This is a genomic window from Micromonospora tulbaghiae, from assembly GCF_900091605.1.
Lineage (GTDB): Bacteria > Actinomycetota > Actinomycetes > Mycobacteriales > Micromonosporaceae > Micromonospora > Micromonospora tulbaghiae.
This window is the reverse complement of the sequence record NZ_FMCQ01000003.1, coordinates 675,595-695,436: the sequence shown is the minus strand read 5'-3', so window position 1 is coordinate 695,436 and position 19,842 is coordinate 675,595. Positions and strand designations below refer to the sequence as shown.

19 protein-coding genes are annotated in these 19,842 nt (G+C 73.5%); 9 read left to right on the top strand and 10 right to left on the bottom strand.

Annotation, left to right across the window (positions count from 1 at the left end; translation table 11 throughout):
- The first annotated feature begins 163 nt into the window (after positions 1-163).
- Together GA0070562_RS12175 and dtd are read left to right on the top strand one after the other, a co-directional pair.
- Complete coding sequence (locus GA0070562_RS12175) at positions 164-1,657, top strand: DUF7782 domain-containing protein (RefSeq protein WP_175438705.1); 1,494 nt, start codon at positions 164-166, stop codon at positions 1,655-1,657.
- On the top strand, positions 1,657-2,079 hold the full coding sequence (gene dtd, locus GA0070562_RS12170; RefSeq protein ID WP_013474500.1) for a D-aminoacyl-tRNA deacylase: 423 nt from the start codon (positions 1,657-1,659) through the stop codon (positions 2,077-2,079). The genes GA0070562_RS12175 and dtd overlap by 1 nt, the downstream gene beginning before the upstream one ends.
- A gap of 6 nt (positions 2,080-2,085) precedes the next feature.
- Here the strand turns inward: dtd and GA0070562_RS12165 are convergent, their stop codons facing one another.
- On the bottom strand, positions 2,086-2,874 hold the full coding sequence (locus GA0070562_RS12165) for a sporulation protein (RefSeq protein WP_091420258.1): 789 nt from the start codon (positions 2,872-2,874) through the stop codon (positions 2,086-2,088).
- Positions 2,875-3,094: 220 nt separating this feature from the next.
- Here GA0070562_RS12165 and sigB point away from each other — a divergent pair, with 220 nt between their 5' ends.
- The 4 genes from sigB (at position 3,095) to GA0070562_RS12145 (ending at position 5,418) form a co-directional block, all read left to right on the top strand.
- Entirely contained in the window at positions 3,095-4,081 is a 987-nt protein-coding gene (sigB, locus tag GA0070562_RS12160) for an RNA polymerase sigma factor SigB (RefSeq protein ID WP_091419934.1), read from the top strand.
- Between the two features lie 109 nt (positions 4,082-4,190).
- Positions 4,191-4,526 carry an ArsR/SmtB family transcription factor gene (locus tag GA0070562_RS12155; protein ID WP_091420255.1) on the top strand — a complete coding sequence of 112 codons (336 nt, stop codon included), beginning with the start codon at positions 4,191-4,193 and terminating at the stop codon, positions 4,524-4,526.
- The gene (locus tag GA0070562_RS12150; RefSeq protein WP_091419932.1) at positions 4,523-5,014 is read left to right on the top strand and encodes an SRPBCC family protein; all 492 of its coding nucleotides are present in this window, start codon (positions 4,523-4,525) and stop codon (positions 5,012-5,014) included. Before GA0070562_RS12155 ends, GA0070562_RS12150 begins: the two co-directional genes overlap by 4 nt.
- On the top strand, positions 5,011-5,418 hold the full coding sequence (locus tag GA0070562_RS12145; protein WP_091419929.1) for a VOC family protein: 408 nt from the start codon (positions 5,011-5,013) through the stop codon (positions 5,416-5,418). Before GA0070562_RS12150 ends, GA0070562_RS12145 begins: the two co-directional genes overlap by 4 nt.
- Positions 5,419-5,421: 3 nt before the next feature.
- Here the strand turns inward: GA0070562_RS12145 and GA0070562_RS12140 are convergent, their stop codons facing one another.
- From GA0070562_RS12140 to GA0070562_RS12130, 3 genes are read right to left on the bottom strand one after another with little or no spacing between them, the layout of a single operon-like run.
- Positions 5,422-7,977, bottom strand: coding sequence for a bifunctional acetate--CoA ligase family protein/GNAT family N-acetyltransferase (locus GA0070562_RS12140; protein ID WP_091419926.1), 2,556 nt, complete (start codon positions 7,975-7,977; stop codon positions 5,422-5,424).
- A 25-nt stretch (positions 7,978-8,002) separates the two neighbouring features.
- The gene (locus tag GA0070562_RS12135; protein WP_091419924.1) at positions 8,003-9,184 is read right to left on the bottom strand and encodes an acetoin utilization protein AcuC; all 1,182 of its coding nucleotides are present in this window, start codon (positions 9,182-9,184) and stop codon (positions 8,003-8,005) included.
- A 47-nt stretch (positions 9,185-9,231) separates the two neighbouring features.
- Complete coding sequence (locus GA0070562_RS12130) at positions 9,232-10,089, bottom strand: sulfurtransferase (RefSeq protein ID WP_091419921.1); 858 nt, start codon at positions 10,087-10,089, stop codon at positions 9,232-9,234.
- Between the two features lie 97 nt (positions 10,090-10,186).
- Here GA0070562_RS12130 and GA0070562_RS12125 point away from each other — a divergent pair, with 97 nt between their 5' ends.
- Positions 10,187-10,873, top strand: a complete 687-nt coding sequence (locus GA0070562_RS12125) for an iron-dependent transcriptional repressor DtxR (protein WP_091419919.1) — start codon at positions 10,187-10,189, stop codon at positions 10,871-10,873.
- Positions 10,874-10,943: 70 nt separating this feature from the next.
- On the opposite strand, the gene GA0070562_RS12120 is transcribed toward GA0070562_RS12125, so the two are convergent.
- Complete coding sequence (locus GA0070562_RS12120; RefSeq protein ID WP_091419916.1) at positions 10,944-11,489, bottom strand: hypothetical protein; 546 nt, start codon at positions 11,487-11,489, stop codon at positions 10,944-10,946.
- A gap of 86 nt (positions 11,490-11,575) precedes the next feature.
- Positions 11,576-11,836: a DUF5522 domain-containing protein gene (locus GA0070562_RS12115; RefSeq protein ID WP_091419913.1), complete on the bottom strand. Its 261-nt coding sequence runs from the start codon at positions 11,834-11,836 to the stop codon at positions 11,576-11,578.
- 138 nt (positions 11,837-11,974) lie between these two features.
- Between GA0070562_RS12115 and GA0070562_RS12110 the strand changes: the two genes are divergently transcribed.
- Positions 11,975-12,571, top strand: coding sequence for an RNA polymerase sigma factor (locus GA0070562_RS12110; RefSeq protein WP_091420253.1), 597 nt, complete (start codon positions 11,975-11,977; stop codon positions 12,569-12,571).
- On the top strand, positions 12,568-13,521 hold the full coding sequence (locus GA0070562_RS12105; RefSeq protein WP_091419912.1) for a hypothetical protein: 954 nt from the start codon (positions 12,568-12,570) through the stop codon (positions 13,519-13,521). Before GA0070562_RS12110 ends, GA0070562_RS12105 begins: the two co-directional genes overlap by 4 nt.
- Positions 13,522-13,558: 37 nt before the next feature.
- Here GA0070562_RS12105 and GA0070562_RS12100 read toward each other — a convergent pair whose 3' ends face one another.
- The 4 genes from GA0070562_RS12100 to GA0070562_RS12085 all read right to left on the bottom strand — a co-directional run bounded on the left by GA0070562_RS12100 (position 13,559) and on the right by GA0070562_RS12085 (position 19,839).
- Positions 13,559-14,986 carry an alpha/beta hydrolase gene (locus tag GA0070562_RS12100; protein WP_091419909.1) on the bottom strand — a complete coding sequence of 476 codons (1,428 nt, stop codon included), beginning with the start codon at positions 14,984-14,986 and terminating at the stop codon, positions 13,559-13,561.
- Between the two features lie 103 nt (positions 14,987-15,089).
- Complete coding sequence (locus GA0070562_RS12095; RefSeq protein WP_091419907.1) at positions 15,090-15,731, bottom strand: class I SAM-dependent DNA methyltransferase; 642 nt, start codon at positions 15,729-15,731, stop codon at positions 15,090-15,092.
- A gap of 174 nt (positions 15,732-15,905) precedes the next feature.
- Positions 15,906-16,841, bottom strand: a complete 936-nt coding sequence (locus tag GA0070562_RS12090) for a DUF2332 domain-containing protein (protein WP_091419904.1) — start codon at positions 16,839-16,841, stop codon at positions 15,906-15,908.
- Between the two features lie 100 nt (positions 16,842-16,941).
- A complete protein-coding gene (locus tag GA0070562_RS12085; protein ID WP_091419902.1) occupies positions 16,942-19,839 on the bottom strand; it encodes a vitamin B12-dependent ribonucleotide reductase in 2,898 nt (965 codons plus the stop codon).
- Positions 19,840-19,842: the final 3 nt, after the last annotated feature.

Genomic DNA, 19,842 nt, shown 5'->3' with positions numbered 1-19,842 from the left:
GCGGCCCGGTTTGTGGCCGGATCGCCCCATCGACGGATGTTGGCAGGAATGCTAGCCAGAGATCGATAAACATGAAAGAGATAGCCGCCGATAGATGCGGTCGACATTATGGATTCGGCGGGTGCCGCGCCACGCCGGACGGCGCCCGGGGCAGGATGAGCACGTGGACCGTCACGACATGCTGCTCTCCCCCGCCGGGGTCGACGCGCTGCGCACCGCGCTGACGCTCGCCCGCTTCACCGCCAACGGGATCGCCGACCGCCTGGGCCCGCAGGCCACCGGCGCGGTGGCCCGCAACGACTACCGGGCCGCGCTGCGCGCCACCGAGGACCGGGACCGGCTGGCCACGCTGATCCGGGTGTTCATCTGCGACCAGACCGAGCCGGAGGCGGCGGTGGCCGCCGCGCTGGCCCCGCTCGCAGTGGACGAGGCGCTGGCCGGGGGCATCGTGGAGCGGCACGGCGACGGCCTGCGTGCCGGGGTCGACCTGGAGCCGTACGGCGACGAGTGGTGGGTGCTCGCCGACGTGCCGGCCAGCGCCCGGCCCGGGCGACCGCTGCACGCCGAGCACGTGCTGGGCATCGGCGGCGCCACCCAGACGCTGATCTCGGCCACCGTACGCCCGACCGTGGACACCGCGCTCGACCTCGGCACCGGCTCCGGTGTCCAGGCGCTGCACCTGGGCACCCACGCCCGCCGGGTCACCGCCACCGACGTCTCCGAGCGGGCGCTGCGGTTCGCCGCCACCACCGCCGCGCTCAACGGGCAGGACTGGGAGCTGCTGCGCGGCGACATGGTCGCACCGGTGGCCGGGCGCCGCTTCGACCTCGTGGTCAGCAACCCGCCGTTCGTGGTCGGCCCGGGCACCACCACGCACGTCTACCGCGACTCCGGCCGGGTCGGCGACGCGATCGGCGCGGAGCTGGCCGCCGCCGCGCCGGGCCTGCTCACCGAGGGCGGCACCATGCAGTACCTGGCGAACTGGGTGCACGTCACCGGCGAGGACTGGGCCGAGCGGGTCACCGGCTGGTTCGCCGGCACCGGCCTGGACGCCTGGGTGATCCAGCGCGAGGTGGCCGACCCGATGGCGTACGTGAACCTCTGGCTCACCGACGTCGGCGAGAGCGCCGACCCGCAGCGGATGGCGGCCTGGCTGGACTGGTTCGACGCGCACAAGGTCGAGGCGATCGGCTTCGGCATCGTCTCGCTGCGCCGCTCCGGCCAGGACCAGCCGGTGGTCCGGGTGGAGGACCTGCGCCAGCGGGTCGAGCCGCCGCTGGGCGACCGGATCGGCGAGTGGTTCGCCCGGCAGGACTGGCTGCGCGCCCGGGACACCGAGGGCCTGCTCGCCGCCCGCTACCGCGCCGCCGACGGGCTCCAGCTGCGGCAGGAGGCCACCATGGGCGACGACGGCTGGGCCGTCGACCGGCAGGTCCTGGCCATGCTACGCGGGCTGCGCTGGTCGGAGGAGATCGACCCGCTGGTGCTCGCCCTGGTCGGCGGCGCCGACGGCCGGCTGGCGCTGCGCGACCAGCTCGCCCTGCTGGCCGCCGCGCACGACGTGGCACCGGACGAGCTGGCCGAGGCGGCCGAGGCGGCCGGGCCGATCGTGGCGCACCTGGTCGAGCGCGGCATCGTCGAGCCGGTGACCGACTGATGCGGGCGGTGGTGCAGACCGTCGGCCGGGCCCGGGTGACAGTCGACGACGAGGTGACCGGTGAGATCGCCGACGGGCTGCTGGTGCTGCTCGGCGTCACCCACACCGACACCCCGCAGGTGGCCGCCACCATGGCCCGCAAGCTGCACGAGCTGCGGATCCTCGACGACGAGCGCAGCGCCGCCGACGTCGGGGCGCCGCTGCTCGTGGTCAGCCAGTTCACGCTCTACGGCGACGCCCGCAAGGGCCGGCGGCCGAGCTGGACCGCCGCCGCGCCGGCCGAGGTGGCCGAGCCCCTGGTGGACGCCGTGGTCGAACAGCTGCGCGCCCGGGGCGCGAAGGTGGAGACCGGCCGTTTCCGCGCCCACATGCTGGTGGAGAGCGTCAACGTCGGTCCCCGGACCCTCGTGCTGGACCTCTGAAGAGGATCAGAAGAACAACCCCCGGCGGGACAGCGACTGACGCAGCCAGCCGTCGAGCTGGGCGGCCCAGTCCGTGCGGTCCGCCGTCGCGTGGTCCACTGTGAACCGGCCGAACGCGTCGCGGCCCTCGGTGAACAGGCCGCCCCGCTTGTCCAGCTCCAGCACCACGTGGATCTGACGCGGATCGGTCACGAAGGTGACCTCCAGCTGGTTCATCGCGCCCGCGTACTGCGGCGCCGGGTAGAACTCGATCTCCTGGTAGAAGGGCAACTGCTGGTGCAGGCCGTAGATGTGTCCACGCTCGACGTCGGCGCGCGCGAAGCGGAAGCCCAGCCGTAGCAGTGCCTCCAGCAGCCGCTCGTGGGCCGGCAGCGGGTGCACCGCGACCGGGTCCAGGTCGCCCTTGTCCATCGCCCGGGCCACCTCCAGCTCGGTACGCAGACCCATCGTCATGCCGTGCAGGTGCTGGCCGTACAGGTCGGTCAGCGGCGTCTCCCACGGCACCTGGTAGCGGAACGGCACGTCGTGACGCTGCCCCGGCTCCAGCCGGAACGGGCCGGTCATCTGGGCCCGGCCGAACTCCTGGTTGACGTCGTACTCCGAATCGGAGCTCTCCACCTCGACCCGCGTGACCAGACCGAGTGCGACGTAGCTCACGTCCACCGGGTGGTCGCCACCGACCACCTGGATCCGGCCCTCCAGAACGCCGCCCGGGCGACAGTTCGGGTTGGCCAGCACCGTCTCGACCGACGGTCCGCCCACACCCATCGCCTGCATGAGCCGCTTGAAGACCACCACGTTCTCCGATCATCAGTGCCGGGCCGGCTCCGACGGCCGGTCGGTGGCACGGTAACCGCGCCGGGCAAGCGGATGCCGGATTCCCGCGAGGATTCCTGTCGGGTCTCCGATCGCCTCACTCCCGTCTCACGCCCCGACCGCCAAGCTGTTTGTCATCGGCCACCACCGCGTGGGCGGCACGGGACCGGTAGGCACGTCGGACACGGGGAGAACAGAGATGACCCAGCAGATGATCGAGCACCAGGACATGGACGTCACCCTCACGGACCTCGACGCCACCGACGAGCGCGGCGTCTCCACCGACCTGGTCCGGGCGTACCTGAACGGCATCGGCCGCACCAAGCTGCTCACCGCGGCGCAGGAGGTCGAGCTGAGCAAGCGGATCGAGGCCGGCCTCTTCGCCGAGGAGAAGCTGGCCACCTGCACCCCCGTCTCCGCCGAGCTGCGCGCGGACCTGGCGTTGATCGCGGCCGAGGGCCGCGCCGCCAAGGACCACCTGCTGGAGGCCAACCTGCGGCTGGTGGTGAGCATCGCCAAGCGCTACACCGGTCGCGGCATGGCCTTCCTCGACCTCATCCAGGAAGGCAACCTCGGCCTCATCCGCGCCGTCGAGAAGTTCGACTACACCAAGGGCTACAAGTTCTCCACCTACGCCACCTGGTGGATCCGCCAGGCCATCACCCGCGCCATGGCCGACCAGGCCCGCACCATCCGCATCCCCGTGCACATGGTCGAGCAGGTCAACCGGATGGTCCGGGTGCGCCGCGAGCTGTCGGTGTCGCTGGGCCGCGAGCCCACCGTGAGCGAGGTCGCCAAGGCGCTGGAGATCCCGGAGTTCCAGGTGATCGAGCTGATCTCCTACGACCGGGAGCCGGTCAGCCTGGACCAGGCCGTCGGCGAGGACGGCGAGAGCGCGCTCGGCGACTTCGTCGCCGCTGTCGACCCGCGCGCCGAGCCGGGCGACGCCGCCACGAACGGCGAGCTGCGCAACGAGGTCCGCATCGTGCTGGCCACGCTGTCCCAGCGGGAGCAGGCGGTGATCCGGCTGCGCTTCGGGCTGGACGACGGCCGGCAGCGCACGCTGGACGAGGTGGGCCGCGAGTTCGGCCTGTCCCGGGAGCGGATTCGGCAGATCGAGAAGGTCACGCTGCTCAAGCTGCGCGACCCGGAGCGTGCCAACCGGCTGGAGGCGTACGCCTGCTGATCCACCTCTACCCCGACAGGCCCCGGCGGTTCGCCGGGGCCTGTCGCGCTTGACCCGGGCGCTCCCGCCGTGTAGAACCGAATGGTTACACAACCAGGAGGTTATGAACGTGTCCGCGGATCTGCTCGACGCCACCTTCGCCGCGCTCGCCGACCCCACCCGGCGGGCCATCCTCACCCGGCTGGCCGCCGGTGAGGCGACGGTCACCGAGCTGGCCGAGCCGTTCGCGATGAGCCAGCCGGCCGTCTCCAAGCACCTGAAGGTGCTCGAACGCGCCGGCCTGGTCACCCGGGGCCGGGACGCCCAGCGCCGCCCCTGCCGGCTCGACGCCCGGCCGCTGCGGGAGGCCGTCGCGTGGCTGGCGGACTACCGGGGCTACTGGGCGGAGAGCTACGCGCGGCTGGACGAGGTGCTCGCCGACCTGACCGCCGGGGAGCAGCGGTGACCGGCCTGACCGTCACGCTGCACGGCGACCGGGAGATCCGGCTCAGCCGCGACTTCGCCGCCCCGCGCCGTCTCGTGTTCGCCGCCTTCACCCGCCCCGAGCTGCTGGTCCGCTGGTGGGGCGCGCGGGGCTGGCACCTGGTCGAGTGCGAGGTGGACCTGCGGGTCGGCGGGCACTGGCGGTTCGTCTCCCGAGGGCCGGACGGCGACCTGATGGCCCAGGGCGGCACGTACCGGGAGGTCGACCCGCCCGCGCGGCTGGTCTGCACCGAGCTGTTCGACGACCAGTCCTATCCGGGCGAGACGCTGGTGCGTCACGACTTCACCGGTTCGGCGGACCGGACCACGGTCGTCACCCACCTGCGGTACGCCACCGCGCAGGGCCGCGACACGGTCCTGCGCTATCCGATGACCCGCGGCCTGAACGAGGCGTTCGACCGGCTCGCGGCAGCGCTGCACACCGATTCGACGACAGGAGCGACAACGTGAACTGGACGCTGGAAGTGGTGGTCGTACCGGTCTCCGACCTGGACCGGGCCAAGGAGTTCTACGCGCAGCGGCTCGGCTTCGCCCTCGACCACGACACGGATCTGGGCGGCGCGGGGCGGATCGTCCAACTGACTCCCCCGGGCTCCCGGTGCTCGATCGTCCTCGGCCGGGGCGTCGTACCGGAGATGCCGCCGGGCTCCCTCAAGGGCCTGCAACTCGTCGTGCCCGACCTGGAGCGGGCGCACGCCGAACTGGTCGAGCGGGGCGTCGAGGTGAGCGAGATCCAGGTGATGGGCCAGAACCCGCGCCCGGTGCCGCACCCGCTGGACAACGTCGGCTTCGTCTTCTTCCGCGACCCGGACGGCAACGAGTGGGCGGTGCAGCAGATCTCCGAGCGCGGCTGAGGTCTACAACCTTCGCGGGCCGGTGTCCGGGCGGGCGGCCTCGGCACCGGTGCGAACCGTGGCGTGCAGCACCGAGATGCCGTCCGGCCGGGCCAGCACCGGGTTGAGCGTGAGCGACCGCACCCGCGGCTGCTCGTCGGCGAGTCGGCCGACCCGCACCAGCAGGTCGACCAGGGCCGCCCGGTCCACCGGTGCGGCGCCCCGGTGCCCGTGCAGCAGCGGCGCCGCGCGGGGCTCGTCGACCAGCTCGGCGGCGTCCCGGTCGGTGAGCGGGACCGCCCGCCAGGCCCGGTCGCCGAGCAGCTCGGTCGCCACGCCACCCAGCCCGAACCCGACCACCGGCCCGAACGCCGGATCCTCCACCAGCTCCACCACGCACGCCACGCCCGGCGCGACCATCGGCTGGACCAGCACCTCCGCGCCGAACACCGGCGCCATCTCGGCGTACGCGCGGCGCAGCGCGGCGGCGTCGGCCAGGTCGAGGCGTACCGCGCCCAGGTCGAGGCGGTGCCGCAGCCCGGGGGCGGCGGCCTTGAGCGCCACCGGCCAGCCGAGCCGCTCCCCCACCGCCGCCGCTTCCTCGGCCGAGCGGGCCGGCACCGAGTCCACCACGTCGATCCCGTACGCGCGCAGCAACGCCGCCGAGTCGGCGCCGTCGGGCCGCAGCGCGGCGTGCCCCGCCGCCCGGTCCACGTCGGCCAGTTCCGGCAGCACACCGGCCGGCCGGCGGAGCCAGTCCGCGTACGCGGTCACCCGGCCCAGCGCGCGCACCGCCTCCTCCACGCTCGGGTACGCCGGCACCCCGGCCGGCACCAGCCCGGCCAGGAACGTCGCCACCACCGGCTTACCGGTGACCCGCGCGTCGGGCAGCGCCGCCGCGAAGTCGGCCACCGGATCGGCGAGCTGGCCCGGCAACGGCGGAGCGAACACGGCCACCACGGCGTCCACCCGCTCGTCGGCGACCGCCTCGCCGAGCGCGGCGGCGTACGCGGCGGCCCCGGCGCTCGGCCCGACGTCCTGCGGGTAGCCGTCGGCAACGGCCAGTCCCTGGGCGGCGCAGGCGGTAGCGGCCAGCCCGGTCAGCGCCGACGAGTTGCCCACCACCGCCACCCGCCGCCCGGCCGGCAGCGGCTGGTGGGCCAGCAGCACACCCACGTCGAGCAACTCGGACACGGTGTCCACCCGGATCACCCCGGACTGGGCGAACAACGCGCTCACCGCGGCCGCGTCCAGCGCGGGCGCCTCCCCCACCCCCGGCGGCCGGGCCAGCGAGGCGAGCGCCACCACCGGCTTGCTGCGGCCGATGCGCCGGGCCAGCCGGGCGAACTTGCGCGGGTTGCCGAACGTCTCCAGGTAGAGCGTAATGACGTCGGTCGCCGGATCGTCCTGCCAGTACTGCAACAGGTCGTTGCCGGACACGTCGGCGCGGTTGCCGGCCGAGACGAAGCTGGACAGGCCGAGCCCGCGCCGGGACGCCTCGGCCAGCAGCGCCACCCCGAAGGCGCCGGACTGGCTGAACACGCCGACCCGCCCCGCCGCGGGCAGCACCGGCGCGAGCGTGGCGTTGAGGCGTACCGCCGGGTCGGTGTTGGCCACGCCGAGGCAGTTCGGGCCGACCACCCGCATGCCGGCCAGGTGCGCGGCGCGGACCAGCGCGCGCTGCGCCGCCGCGCCGGCCGGGCCGGACTCGGCGAACCCGGCCGAGATCACCACCAGGCCGTGCGCGCCCGCGCGGGCCGCGTCCCGGACCACGTCGGTCACCGAGTCCGGCGGGACCGCCACCACCGCCAGGTCGACGTCCTGCCCGGCGTCGGCCGCCGACGGGTACGCGGACAGCCCCGCCACCGTCGACGCGCTCGGGTGCACCGGCACGATCGCCCCGGCGAAGCCGCCGTCGCGCAGGTGCCCGAGCAACGCCGCGCCGACGCCCTGGCCGGTGGTGCTGGCGCCGTAAACGGCGATGCCGCGCGGCGCGAGCAGCCGGGCGATCGACCGGGCCTCGGTGCGGTGCTCCCGGCCGCGCTGCACCGCAAGCGTCGCCTCGGTGGGCGCGATCGGGAAGCTCAGGTGCACCACGCCGTCGGCGTACTGGCGCTGGACCTGGTAGCCGAAGTCGGCGAAGACGCGCAGCATGGTGCCGTTCGCGGGCAGCACCTCGGCGACGAAGTGCACGATGCCGTTGCGTCCGGCCGCGTCGGCCAGGTGCTCCAGCAGCACCGAGCCGATGCCCCGGCCCTGGTAGGCGTCCTCGACCACGAACGCCACCTCGGCCTCCGGTGAGGCGGGGCCGAGGCGCTCGTACCGGCCGACCGCGACGATCTGCTCGCCGGCCAGCACCACGAACGCCTCCCGGTCGCGGTGGTCGACGTTGACGAAACGCTTCAGGTCGCGTTCCGGGATACGCGGGTACGGCGAGAAGTACCGCAGGTATCGGGTGCGCTCCGAGAAACGGCCGTGCATGGCCACGATCTCGGGCGCGTCCTCCGGACGGATCTGTCGCAGCTGGACGGTCGTGCCGTCGCTGAGCAGCACGTCCAGCGGTTGTTCGACGGTGGTCACCGGTCGGTCCTCCCCTGCCGCCGGCTCAGTCGCGCGGGTCGTGCGGATCGAGCCCGAGCAGCGGGAAGACGGCCTTGCGGGTGGCCGCGACGGCCCGGTCCACCGCGTTCGGCTCGCCGCTGGGCTGCCACGGCTGGTACGACGGATCCACGTCGTCGGTCATCCGCAACGGCACCTCGTGCCCGGGTCGCCGCCGCGCGGCCAGCTCCCGCCAGCCGGGCGGGGTCAGCGTGGCCGGGTCGACCGGCTCGCCGGTGGCGATCGCGAGCAGGTGCGTCCAGGCCCGGGGCACCACCTCGACCAGCGCGTACCCGCCGCCGCCGGTGGCGACCCAGCGGCCGTCGCACAGCTCGTCGGCGAGCGCCCGCAGCGTGCGGTAGGTGGCCCGCTGCCCGTCCACGGACAGGTGCAGGTCGGCCAGCGGGTCCTTGCGGTGCCCGTCGGCGCCGCACTGGGTGACCAGCACCTGCGGCCGGAACGCGCGCAGCACCGACGGCACGATCGCGTGGAACGCCCGCTGCCAGCCGGCGTCGCCCACCCCCGGCGGCAGCGGCACGTTGACGGCGGTGCCCTCCGCGCCCGGGCCGCCGGTCTCGTCCGGGAACCCGGTGCCGGGGAACAGCGCGAGCGGCGTCTCGTGCAGGCTGATCGTGAGCACCCGCGGGTCGCGGTAGAAGATCTCCTGCACGCCGTCGCCGTGGTGCACGTCCACGTCCACGTACGCGATCCGCTCCGCGCCGAGGTCGAGCAGCCGCGCGATGGCCACGGCCGGGTCGTTGTAGACGCAGAACCCGGCGGCCCGGGCGGGCATCGCGTGGTGCAGCCCGCCGGCCACGCTCACCGCGCGCCGGGCGTCGCCGCGCCACACCGCCTCGGCGGCGGCCGTCGTGGCGCCGGCGATCAGCGCGCTCGCCTCGTGCATCCCGTCGAAGACCGGATTGTCCGACGTGCCCAGACCGAAGCCGGCGAACAGCGGGTCGCGCGGCGCGGACCGGACCGCGTCCAGGTAGGCCGGATCGTGTACGCGGGTGAGCAGCGCGTCGTCGGCCGGCTCGGGCTTGACCAGCCGCACGCCGGGCCGGTCCAGCACACCCAGCTCGCGGGCGAGCGCCATGGTCAGCTCGACCCGGACCGGGTCGAGGGGATGGTCGCCCATGTCGTAGGCGAGGAGACCCTCGTCCCACACCACCACCGTGTCGTCGGCCATGCGGCCATCGTCGCACGTGGGCCGGGACGCGCCCACCAGTCGTGCGCTCACCGGCCGGACGGGCCGCCGGTCGCGACCGGACGGTCCGGGTCGGCCACCCACTCGCTCCACGAGCCGACGTACAACGCGGCGTCCGGACGACCGGCCAGGTGCAACGCGAGCACCGCCTGGGCGGCGGTCACCCCGGAGCCGCAGTACGCGCCGACCGGCGCGTCCGCGTCCACCCCGGCGGCGCCGAACCGCTCCCGGAGCGCCTCGGCGCCGGGGAACCGGCCCTGCGTGACGTACTCCGGGGCGGGCAGGTTGACCGCGCCCGGCACGTGCCCGGCGACCGGGTCGACCGGCTCGTGCTCGCCCCGGTAGCGCGGCGCGGCCCGTACGTCGATCAGCACGCCGGGCTCGGCGGCGGCGAGCCGGGCGGCAGCGGCGGCGTCCAGCACCGGCAACGCGCCGGGCGCCACTGTCACGTCGCCCGGCGCCGGGGCGGGCACGCTCGTGTCGACCGGCAGACCGGCGGCCGTCCAGGACGGAAAGCCACCGTGCAGCACCCGCACCTGGCGGTGCCCCGCCCAGCGCAGCGTCCACCAGGCGCGGGCGGCGGACATGCCGTCGCCGCCGTCGTACACCACAACGGGATGACCGGCGCGGACGCCCGCGGCCCGCAGCGCGGCCTGCAACGCCGCCGGGTCCGGAAGCGGGTGCCGCCCGGCGGCGCCGGGCCGCCCGCACAGCTCGGTGTCCAGGTCGACGAAGACGGCGCCCGGCAGGTGGCCGGCGGCGTAGTCGTCGCGCCCGGGCGGGCCGGTCAGCCGCCAGCGGACGTCGAGCAGCGTCGGCGGGTCGGCGTGATCGAGTTCGGCGGCGAGCCGGTCGGGCTCGACCAGCAGGTCTGCGGTGACGGGCATGCGGCCCAGTCAACACCATTCGGCCCGCCACCTCCGGCTTCGCCGGCGTCGATGGTCGGTGGGAGCGGGTACCATCGGAGCCCAGGAGGCCGCAGACGTGAAGCACGACCTTGTTGACACCACCGAGATGTACCTGCGCACCATCCTCGAACTCGAGGAGGAGGGGGTGCCGCCGCTTCGTGCCCGCATCGCCGAGCGGCTGAAGCAGAGTGGTCCGACCGTCAGCCAGACCGTCGCCCGCATGGAGCGTGACGGCCTGCTCACCGTCGAGGGCGACCGGCACCTGACTCTCACGCCGCAGGGCCGCAACACCGCCGTGTCGGTGATGCGCAAGCACCGGCTGGCCGAGTTGCTGCTGGTGAACGTGATCGGGATGCCCTACGAGGAGGCCCACGAAGAGGCCTGCCGGTGGGAGCACGTGATGAGCGACGCGGTGGAGAAGCGGGTCTTCGACCTGCTCAACCGCCCGACCCGCTCGCCGTACGGCAACCCGATTCCCGGCCTGGCGGAGCTGGGCGACCCGGGCCAGCTGCCTGCCGACGCCGTCGAGGGCGAGCGCAACCTGGCCTTCCCCGGCCTGTCCGGCCCGGTCGTGGTGCGGCGGATCTGCGAGAGCGTGCAGACCGACTCGGACGTGCTCCGGCAGTTGCACGCCGCCGGCGTCGACCCGGGCGCGACCGTGACGGTGGCGCAGGAACGCGACGCCGTCTTCATCGACCGCTCCGGCGACCGGGTCCGCCTGCCCCGCGAGGTGGCCTCCCGGGTGTTCGTCGCGGCCCGCTGAGGCGATCTCGCGACCTTCGGTCAGAGCTGCTTTGGCGACCTCCGGTCAGAGCTGCTTTGGCGACCTCCGGTCAGAGCTGCCTGGTGTCGATCACCTTGGCCAGCGTGACCAGCTTGCCGGCCGTCTTCTCCGCCTCCGCCTTCGCGGTGCCGGCCGGGGCGGTCCAGCGCAGGGTGGCCAGCCGTCCCTCGGTGGCCAGCCAGCCGACCTCGGCGGCCGGGCCGGACTTCGCGGTCTTGGGCAGTGTGCGCCGGTAGGCGGCCTTGCCCAGCTTGCTGATCTTCGCCGCGCCGCTCGGCTGCACGTCCAGGGCGAACGTGGCCGCGTCGATCGACGTCTCGGTGACCGACAGCGTCAGCTCCGGCAGCACCGCCCCGGCCGCGCGGACCACGCACGTGTGGGTGTCGCCCCGCTCGGTGGCTGCCGCCACGTCGAACGTGCCGCCGGTGTGCTCGGCGATCACCGCGAAGTCGAGCAGCCGGCACGCCCCGCCCGAGGACGCCGCCGCGACCGGCACCGGCGGGGGCGGGGCCGGCGGCCCGGACTCGGTCGGCGCCTCGGTGCAGCCGGCGGCGAGCAGGACGGCCGGGACGGCCAGCCAGATACGGGCACGCACGGGAGACCTCCGCGGTCGGCGGCGGGTCCGACCCGCCGGAGTTCCGTCGGACACCGTACGGCGTGCCCCAGCGGGGACGGAAGCCCCTAATCGGCCACGTACGGACAGTGCCGACACCCTCGCCCGCAGCACGTGCCGCGCCGGGCCAGGAAGCCGGCGCTGAGCACGAACAGCCCGGTCTCCGGATCCAGGTAACCGGCCTCCCCGGCGGCCAGGGCGGCGGCGTGCACGGCCAGGATGCGCTCCCGCCCGGGATGATCCGGCGACAACCGCGACCGGTGCGGTTCGGTAAGCGGCCGGTCCGCCAGCTCCTCACTCACCGCTGGAGTGTAAGGAGTGGCCCCCATACCCTCACGCGGTGCCCTGTGTGCCCACGCTGGCGCCTCCCGTCGCGCCGGCCGTCCGGGAGGGGACACTACGACCGGATGCGGTTCCGCCGTGAACCGGTCCGCGCCGACCGGGCATGAACGGGTGTGACGAACAAGATGCGCCGGGCCGAGGCCCACGAGCGGGGACATCCCGGGGTAGGGCCGCCCGACGAGCCGTCGGACGACGACGTGATACGCGCGTCCCTCGCCGAGCCGGAGCGGTTCGCGCCGTTGTTCGACCGGCACGCCGTCCCCGTGCACCGTTATCTGGCTCGCCGCGTCGGTCCGCCGGCGGACGACCTCCTGGCCGAGACCTTCCTGGTCGCATTCCGGCGGAGGGCGTCGTACACCTCGGACGTCGGCGTACGGCCGTGGCTCTTCGGGATCGCCACCAACCTCGTGCGCCGGCACGTGCGGACCGAGGAACGCCGCTACCGCGCGCTGGCCCGGCTCGCCGCCGGCGAGTCGACACCGTCGGTGATCGAGGACGCGATCGACCGGCTGGACGCCGGCGCCCTACGCCGGGACCTGGCCCTGGCGCTGGCCTCGCTGCACCGGCGGGACCGGGACGTCTTGCTGCTCACCGCGTGGGCGGACCTGTCGTACGAGCAGATCGCCACCGTGCTCGACATCCCGATCGGCACCGTCCGTTCCCGCCTGCACCGTGCCCGCCGACTCACCCGACTCGCGCTCGCCCTCGAGGAGCCGACATGAACGAGATCAACCTGCTACGGACGCACGGGCCGGACGCCCCGGAAGCGTCCACCGAGACGCTCCGCCTCGCGAGGGACCGCCTCGCCGCCGAGTTCACCGCCGCACCCGCACGCCGGACCGTCCCGCCGCTGCGGCGGCGCACGCTCCTGGTGGCAGCCGGGGCCGCGGTGGTAGCCGGGGCGGGCGTAGGCCTCGCGGTGCGTCCGCTCGATCGGCCGGTGGAGCCGTTGACGCTGGTGGCGGCGACGATCCCGGAGTTTCCGCTGACCCTGCGGTCGCGGCCGGCGACGCTGAGCCCACCTCGCTACAGCTACGCTCCGGGCCAGTTTCTCGCCGTGTACCTGTCCCGCAGCGCCACCGACGACGTCTACCTCTCCGTCTGGGACAGCCGACCGGCACGGATCGCGAAGACGTCGCGTCCGGTGGCCGTCGCAGGCCGCCCGGCCGAGATCTACGAGGAGCCGAACCCCGGCGGACCGCGCCGGCTCGCCATGTCGTGGGAACGCAGGCCCGGTCAGTGGGTGTCGCTGACCGGCCACGGCATGTTCGCCGACGACGCGGCGCTGCTCCGGCTGGCCGAGCACGTCGTCGACGAACCGCAGCAGGTGCCGCTGCGGGTCCGGCTGGCGCCGCGCGGTTGGCGGGTCGACATGTTCAAGGACGACACCATCCTGACCCTGCGGGGCGACTCCCCCGACGAGACGCTCACCGTGCAGGTGGTGCCGCACCGTGACCCGGACCTGCTGCGCAACGTGATGGGAGCCCGGGAGGAGCGACGGGTCACGGTGGGCGGCCGGGAAGCCCACCTGATCCGCGCCGACAAGATCTGGTTCCTGCAGACCGAGGTGCCCGGCGGGGCGGTGGTCAACCTGCAGCTGCCGTTGCGGCTCTCCGTCGACCAGGTCGTCGCGATCGCCGAGCAGATCTCGGTGACCCCGCGCCGCCCCTGACCGACCCCTGCCGGCACCTGTCCGGTCGGCCTCCTGCCTAGTTGCCGCCCGGGCCGCCGTCGGTCCCGAGGCGTTCCAGGTACGGCACGAACGCCTCGGGACGCTCGAACATCGAACGGTGCCCGGCGCGCGGGATCACCAGGTGGTCCTTGCGGGGCGCCTGGAGCTGCGCGTACCACTCGTCGAACAGGCGCAGCCGGCCCGGCACCTCCTGCGCACCGTCCACGAAGTACGCCGGCACCGCGAGCTGCCGCACGTCACGCCGGAAGTCGACCTCCTGCAACCGTGGGTAGAGCACGTCCCAGCCGTCCAGGAAACCGAACAGGTGCACCTTCTCCAGCAGGCTGTACTCGGACACACCCAGGTTGCCGACGGTCCCGGTCTCGTCCTCGCTCGCGCCTTCCCGGTCGACCGGGAAGGCCCCGGCCTCGTTGGCCAGCAACGGCTCGTACGCCCAGACGTCCCGGTAGGGCGGCGGACCCTGCGCGGTCATCCGGTCCGCGAGCGCCGTCCGGCCGGTGCGGCGGGCCCAGGCCACGGTGTCGGCGTACTGGCTGCGGTCGGCCTCGCGCAGGCTCACCACCTGCCCGACGCCCACGTACGCGGCGAACAGTTCCGGGTGCTGTCGCACGGCGAGCAGGCCGGCGATGGTGCCACCGGAGTGCGCGACCAGGTGGATCCGATCCCGGCCCAGCCGTGCCCGCAGGTGCCGGGCCACCGCGACCAGGTCGTCCACCTCGTCGTCCAGGTGCCAGCCGGACGGGGCGCGGAATCCCGACCACGAGCGTGGCCCGCCGGCACGGTCCCAGACGGCCACCACGAATCGGCGCTCCAACTCGGGAAGGTGGCGACGGACCGCGCCGATCTCCGAACCGCCGGGCGGCCCGGGTACCACGAGCAGCACCGGAGCGCTGCGGTCCGTACCCCGGATCAGCAGGCCCAGCTCGCGCCCGGACGAGTCGACGGTGTCGAAGCGGGCGATGCCGCCGGGGATCGGGTCGGTGCGGCCCGGCACGGCCGCGCCGACGGTGACGAGCGCGAGCAACGCGGCCAGCAGGCCGACGCCGACCCGGCCCAGCCGGCGCGGCGGCACCGCGCCGAGGCGACGTGCCAGGCCGGCGCCGTAGGCGGCGCCGACCAGCAGCGGCAACAAGGTCAGCAGCCCGTGTACGCCCCGGCCGGCGAGCAGCGCCACGACACCGAAGCCGGACAGGTGCGGACGGTCGACGGTGGGCCCGCGCAGCCGCAGCCGGACCAGCTCGACAGCCACCGCGAAGATCACCGGCGCGACGAGCATGAACCAGCGGGACCGGCCCAGCCAGCCGGCGGCCAGCCCGACGGCGAGGCTCACCGCGACGGAGGCGAGTGCCGCGCCCACGGTGCCGGGCCCGCGCGGAGTCCACCAGCCGGCGACCGCACCCCAGAGCAGCGGCAGCGTCGACGCGAGGAGCATCCGGGTGCGCATGACGTCTCCCTCCGCCGAGATCGTCAACCCTAGCCAGAGCGGCCACTCTTCGCTGTCCCGTCCTCACGTGCGGTACGGATCGGGTGTCGGCGGTGGTGAATGTTCAGCCGGCCGGACGCTGCGCGAGCAGGAACGCCTGGGACTGCCGCTCCCTGCCGACCGGCGCGCGGACCGTCGTCGCCGACACCTCGAACCCGGCCGCCGTGAGCTGTGCGGCCAGCCGATCCGGCGACAGCCAGTAGACGTCGAAGGCGACGGAGTGGCCGTATGCCTGCTCCCGTCGGTCGTGCCGGTCGCCGGCCTTCACCGCGAGCAGCAGGTGACCGCCCGGGACGAGCACCCGGTGGAAACCGGCGAACACCTCGGGTAACAGCTCCGGTGGCAGGTGGATGACCGAGTACCAGGAGACCAGCCCGGCCAGCGATCCGTCCGGCGTGGTCAGCCCGGTCAGCGAGCCGACCTCGAAGCGCAGGTCCGGGTACGCGCGGCGGGCCACCGCCACCATGCCGGGCGACAGATCGACCCCGCCGATGTCGAGGCCGAGCCGGTGCAGATGGGCGGTGACGCGGCCGGTGCCGCAGCCCACCTCCAGCACGGGTCGGCCCGGCCCGACCGTCTCGGCGAACGCGGCCAGCAGGGCCCGGTCCAGGGGCGGTTCCACGACATCGGGCAGCAGCAGCGCGTAGTCCTCGGCGACTGTGTCATAGGCGGCACGCGTCTCGACCAGCCAGGCAGGTTCAGTCACACCCGCCGACCCTAGTCACGCGTGTCCGCCCTCGCCCCGCCGGCCCGCGCCCGGCCCGCCTTCGTTGACCATGAAGTTGACGGTCGCCGCGTCGGCGTGTCGCGCCGTCAACTTCATGATCGCCGGGGACAGGGCGCCCGGACGGGCGGGCCGGGTGGGTGGGGGTGGGGCGGGTCAGGCGAACCAGGTCAGGGACTGGCCGTGGCCTGTCGTCCAGGCCACGGGACGGCCGTCGAGGGCCAAGACGTTGTGGAAGCCCTGGGCGGGCGGCTCGGGCAGGTCGGCGTGGGGCAGCACCGACGGGTCCTCGTTGGCTATCCAGTGGCCGGGCAGGGTCCGGACCAGCGCGGTGAACGCCTCCCGCCGTGGCGGCGGCACCTGGTACAGCACCGAGCTGTGGAACACCACGAGCGTCGCCCCGGCCGGGGCCTGCGCCGCCAGCGCCGGCAGGTCGTCGACCAGGTCACCGCGTACCAGCAGCGGCGGGTCGGCCGCCGCGACCGCAGCCGCCGCGCGCAGCCGCTCCCGGCGGTGCCGGTGCTCCGGCCAGATCAGCGCGTCCAGCCAGGCCACGTCGGCCGGGTCGGTGACGTCGAGCGGGTTCACGTCGAGCCCGGCCCGCCACACCACCTCCGGGCGCCGCTCCGGCGGCTCGGTGCCCGTCAGGTCACAGTCGAGCACCGGCCCGCCGTCGCCGACCAGCCGGTCGCCGTAGCGGTACGCGTACCGGTCGGGGTAGAGGCACAGCCCGGCGGACGCGCCCACCTCCAGCAACGCCAGCGGCTGCGGCAACGCGGCGAGCAGCGGCAGCAGCACCGCGCAACGCCCCGCCTCGTTCGTCTGCGTCGCCCGCACGCGCATCTGCGCCGCGACGTCGCGCCAGTGCGCGATCACGTACGCCCGGAACGCCGCCGGGTCGTCCACCGGCCCGCCGCGCAGCCGCACCACCCCGAACAGCAGGTTCGGCTGACGCTTGGCCGGCGGCAGCGTGTCGAGCAGGGCGAGCAGCTCCGGGTCACCGGCCACCGCCCGCGACAACCGCTCGTACGCCGGGGACACGCCGCGCGTCTCACGCTCGGCGAAGACCCGATAGATGTCTGCCGTGCTCATCCCCCGAGCATTCCAGCTCGCGTACACGATGGGGTGTGACAGTGAGCACGCGCGAGCGCGGCAGGGAAGTCCCTGCCGCGCTCGCGTCTTCGGTCGGTCGTCAGCTGCAGCCGCTGGTGGAGCCGCAGCCCTCGCAGACGTAGCAGCTACCGGCGGGTCGCATCTTCGTGCCGCAGGTGAAGCAGAGCGGCGCGTCGGCGGCCTTGCCGATCACGGCCTCCAGCAGCTCGGTGCTGGAACCCACGGACGGCGCGGGCTTGACCGCGGCGACGTCGGCCATCTCCTGCGCCGGCTGCGCGACCGGGCCGGTCTTCGGCTCGGGCGCCTCGACCGGGGCGGAGGAGGCCATCGCGGTGAGGTCCGCACCGCTCGCCTCCGCCTCCGCCTCGGCCGCGAGCTGGGCGGCCCGCTCCTTGGCGGTGAAGATGCCCAACTCGGCGCGGCGGTCGTACGGCAGGAAGTCCAGCGCCAGGCGACGGAAGATGTAGTCCATCACCGAGGCGGCCATCCGCACGTCCGGGTCGTCGGTCATGCCGGCCGGCTCGAAGCGCATGTTGGTGAACTTGCTGACGAACGTCTCCAGCGGGACGCCGTACTGCAGACCGATGGAGATGGCCACCGAGAAGGCGTCCATCACGCCGGCCAGGGTCGAGCCCTGCTTCGACATCTTGAGGAAGACCTCGCCGAGGCCGTCGTCCGGGTACGACGAGGCGGTGAGGTAGCCCTCCGCGCCGCCGACCGAGAACGAGATGGTCTCCGACGGGCGCTTCTTCGGCAGCCGCTTGCGCACCGGGCGGTACTCGACGACCTTCTCCACGACCTTCTCCGGCTCGGCGGCCGGGGTCTGGGTCGCGACGGTGCCCTTGCTCGTCTTGGCGGCCGACAGCGGCTGGCCGACCTTGCAGTTGTCCCGGTAGATCGCCAGCGCCTTGAGGCCGAGCTTCCAGCCCTCGAAGTAGATCTTCTCGACGTCCTCGACGGTGGCCTGCTCCGGCATGTTCACCGTCTTGGAGATGGCGCCGGAGATGAACGGCTGGACCGCCGCCATCATCCGCACGTGACCCATCGGCGCGATCGAGCGCTCGCCCATGGCGCAGTCGAAGACCGGGTAGTGCTCCGGCTTGAGGCCCGGGGCGTCCACCACGTGCCCGTGGTCGGCGATGTGCTCGACGATCGCCTCGACCTGCTCCTCGGGGTAGCCGAGGCTGCGCAGGGCGCGCGGCACGGTCTGGTTGACGATCTGCATCGAGCCGCCGCCGACCAACTTCTTGAACTTCACCAGCGCCAGGTCCGGCTCGACACCGGTGGTGTCGCAGTCCATCATCAGGCCGATGGTGCCGGTCGGGGCGAGCACGCTGGCCTGCGAGTTGCGCCAGCCGTGCTTGTCGCCGAGCTTGTTGCCCAGCGTCCACTGCTTGGTCGCCTCGCGCTGCACGGCGGTGCCCACGGTGCCGGTCGGCTTGATCGCGTCGTTGGCGGCGGCGTGCTTGCGCATGACCCGCTTGTGCGGCTCGGCGTTACGGGCGTAGCCGTCGTACGGGCCGACGATGCCGGCCAGCTCGGCGGAACGGCGGTAGGCGGTGCCGGTCATCAGCGAGGTGATCGCGGCGGACACCTCCCGGCCCTGCTCCGAGTCGTACGGCAGGCCGGTGGCCATCAGCAGCGCGCCCAGGTTGGCGTACCCGATGCCGAGCTGCCGGTAGGCGCGGGTGGTCTCCCCGATCTTCTCGGTCGGGAAGTCGGCGAAGCAGATCGAGATGTCCATCGCGGTGATGACGAACTCGACCGACTTGACGAACTTCTCCACCTCGAAGCCACCGTCGGCGCGGAGGAACTTCATCAGGTTCAGCGAGGCCAGGTTGCACGAGGAGTTGTCCAGGTGCAGGTACTCCGAGCACGGGTTCGACGCGGTGATCCGCCCGGTCTCCGGGCAGGTGTGCCAGTCGTTGATGGTGTCGTCGTACTGCAGGCCCGGGTCGGCGCACTCCCACGCGGCCTGGGAGATGGTGCGGAACAGCTTCTTCGCGTCGATCGTCTCGATGGTCTGCCCGTCGAGCCGGCCGCGCAGGTCGAAGCCGCCGCCGTTCTCCACGGCGGTCATGAACTCGTCGGAGACGCGGACCGAGTTGTTGGCGTTCTGGTACTGCACGCTGACGATGTCGGCGCCGCCCAGGTCCATGTCGAACCCGGCGTCGCGCAGCGCGCGGATCTTGTCCTCCTCGCGCGCCTTGGTCGCCACGAACTCCTCGATGTCCGGGTGGTCCACGTCGAGGATGACCATCTTGGCCGCGCGCCGGGTGGCGCCACCGGACTTGATGGTGCCGGCGGAGGCGTCCGCGCCGCGCATGAAGCTGACCGGGCCGGAGGCGGTGCCGCCGGAGGAGAGCAGCTCCTTCGAGGAACGGATGCGGGACAGGTTGACCCCGGCGCCGGAGCCGCCCTGGAAGATCCGCCCCTCCTCCTTGTACCAGTCGAGAATGGAGTCCATCGAGTCGTCGACCGACAGGATGAAGCAGGCGCTGACCTGCTGCGGCGACGGCGTGCCGACGTTGAACCAGACCGGCGAGTTGAAGCTGAACACCTGGTGCAGCAGCATCCAGGTCAGCTCGTGCGCGAACACCTCGGCGTCGGCCGGGGTGGCGAAGTAGCCGTACTCCTCACCGGCGGTGCGGTAGGTGTCGACCACCCGGTCGATCAGCTGCCGCAGCGACCACTCCCGCTCCGGGGTCCCCACCGCGCCCCGGAAGTACTTGGTGGTCACGATGTTCGCCGCGTTCACCGACCAGGACTCGGGGAACTCCACCCCGCGCTGCTCGAAGTTGATCGAGCCGTCCCGCCAGTTCGTCATGACGACGTCGCGGCGCTCCCAGGCGACCTCGTCGTAGGGATGCACCCCCTCGGTCGTCCAGACGCGCTCGATCTTCAGCCCCGCCCCGGCCTTGTTCCGTGACTTGCTGGTCGTCACGCCCTCGCCCCCCTCGTCGGCACGGTCACCCACCGC

What these genes read in the sequence shown, in the direction of transcription:
- GA0070562_RS12110 (WP_091420253.1), top strand. Translation starts at nt 11,975, where the DNA reads ATGCGCCGGGCCGAGGCCCACGAGCGGGGACATCCCGGGGTAGGGCCG.
- GA0070562_RS12130 (WP_091419921.1), bottom strand. Translation starts at nt 10,089, where the DNA reads ATGCCCGTCACCGCAGACCTGCTGGTCGAGCCCGACCGGCTCGCCGCC.
- GA0070562_RS12090 (WP_091419904.1), bottom strand. Translation starts at nt 16,841, where the DNA reads ATGAGCACGGCAGACATCTATCGGGTCTTCGCCGAGCGTGAGACGCGC.
- dtd (WP_013474500.1), top strand. Translation starts at nt 1,657, where the DNA reads ATGCGGGCGGTGGTGCAGACCGTCGGCCGGGCCCGGGTGACAGTCGAC.
- GA0070562_RS12135 (WP_091419924.1), bottom strand. Translation starts at nt 9,184, where the DNA reads ATGGCCGACGACACGGTGGTGGTGTGGGACGAGGGTCTCCTCGCCTAC.
- sigB (WP_091419934.1), top strand. Translation starts at nt 3,095, where the DNA reads ATGACCCAGCAGATGATCGAGCACCAGGACATGGACGTCACCCTCACG.
- GA0070562_RS12105 (WP_091419912.1), top strand. Translation starts at nt 12,568, where the DNA reads ATGAACGAGATCAACCTGCTACGGACGCACGGGCCGGACGCCCCGGAA.
- GA0070562_RS12100 (WP_091419909.1), bottom strand. Translation starts at nt 14,986, where the DNA reads ATGCGCACCCGGATGCTCCTCGCGTCGACGCTGCCGCTGCTCTGGGGT.
- GA0070562_RS12115 (WP_091419913.1), bottom strand. Translation starts at nt 11,836, where the DNA reads ATGGGGGCCACTCCTTACACTCCAGCGGTGAGTGAGGAGCTGGCGGAC.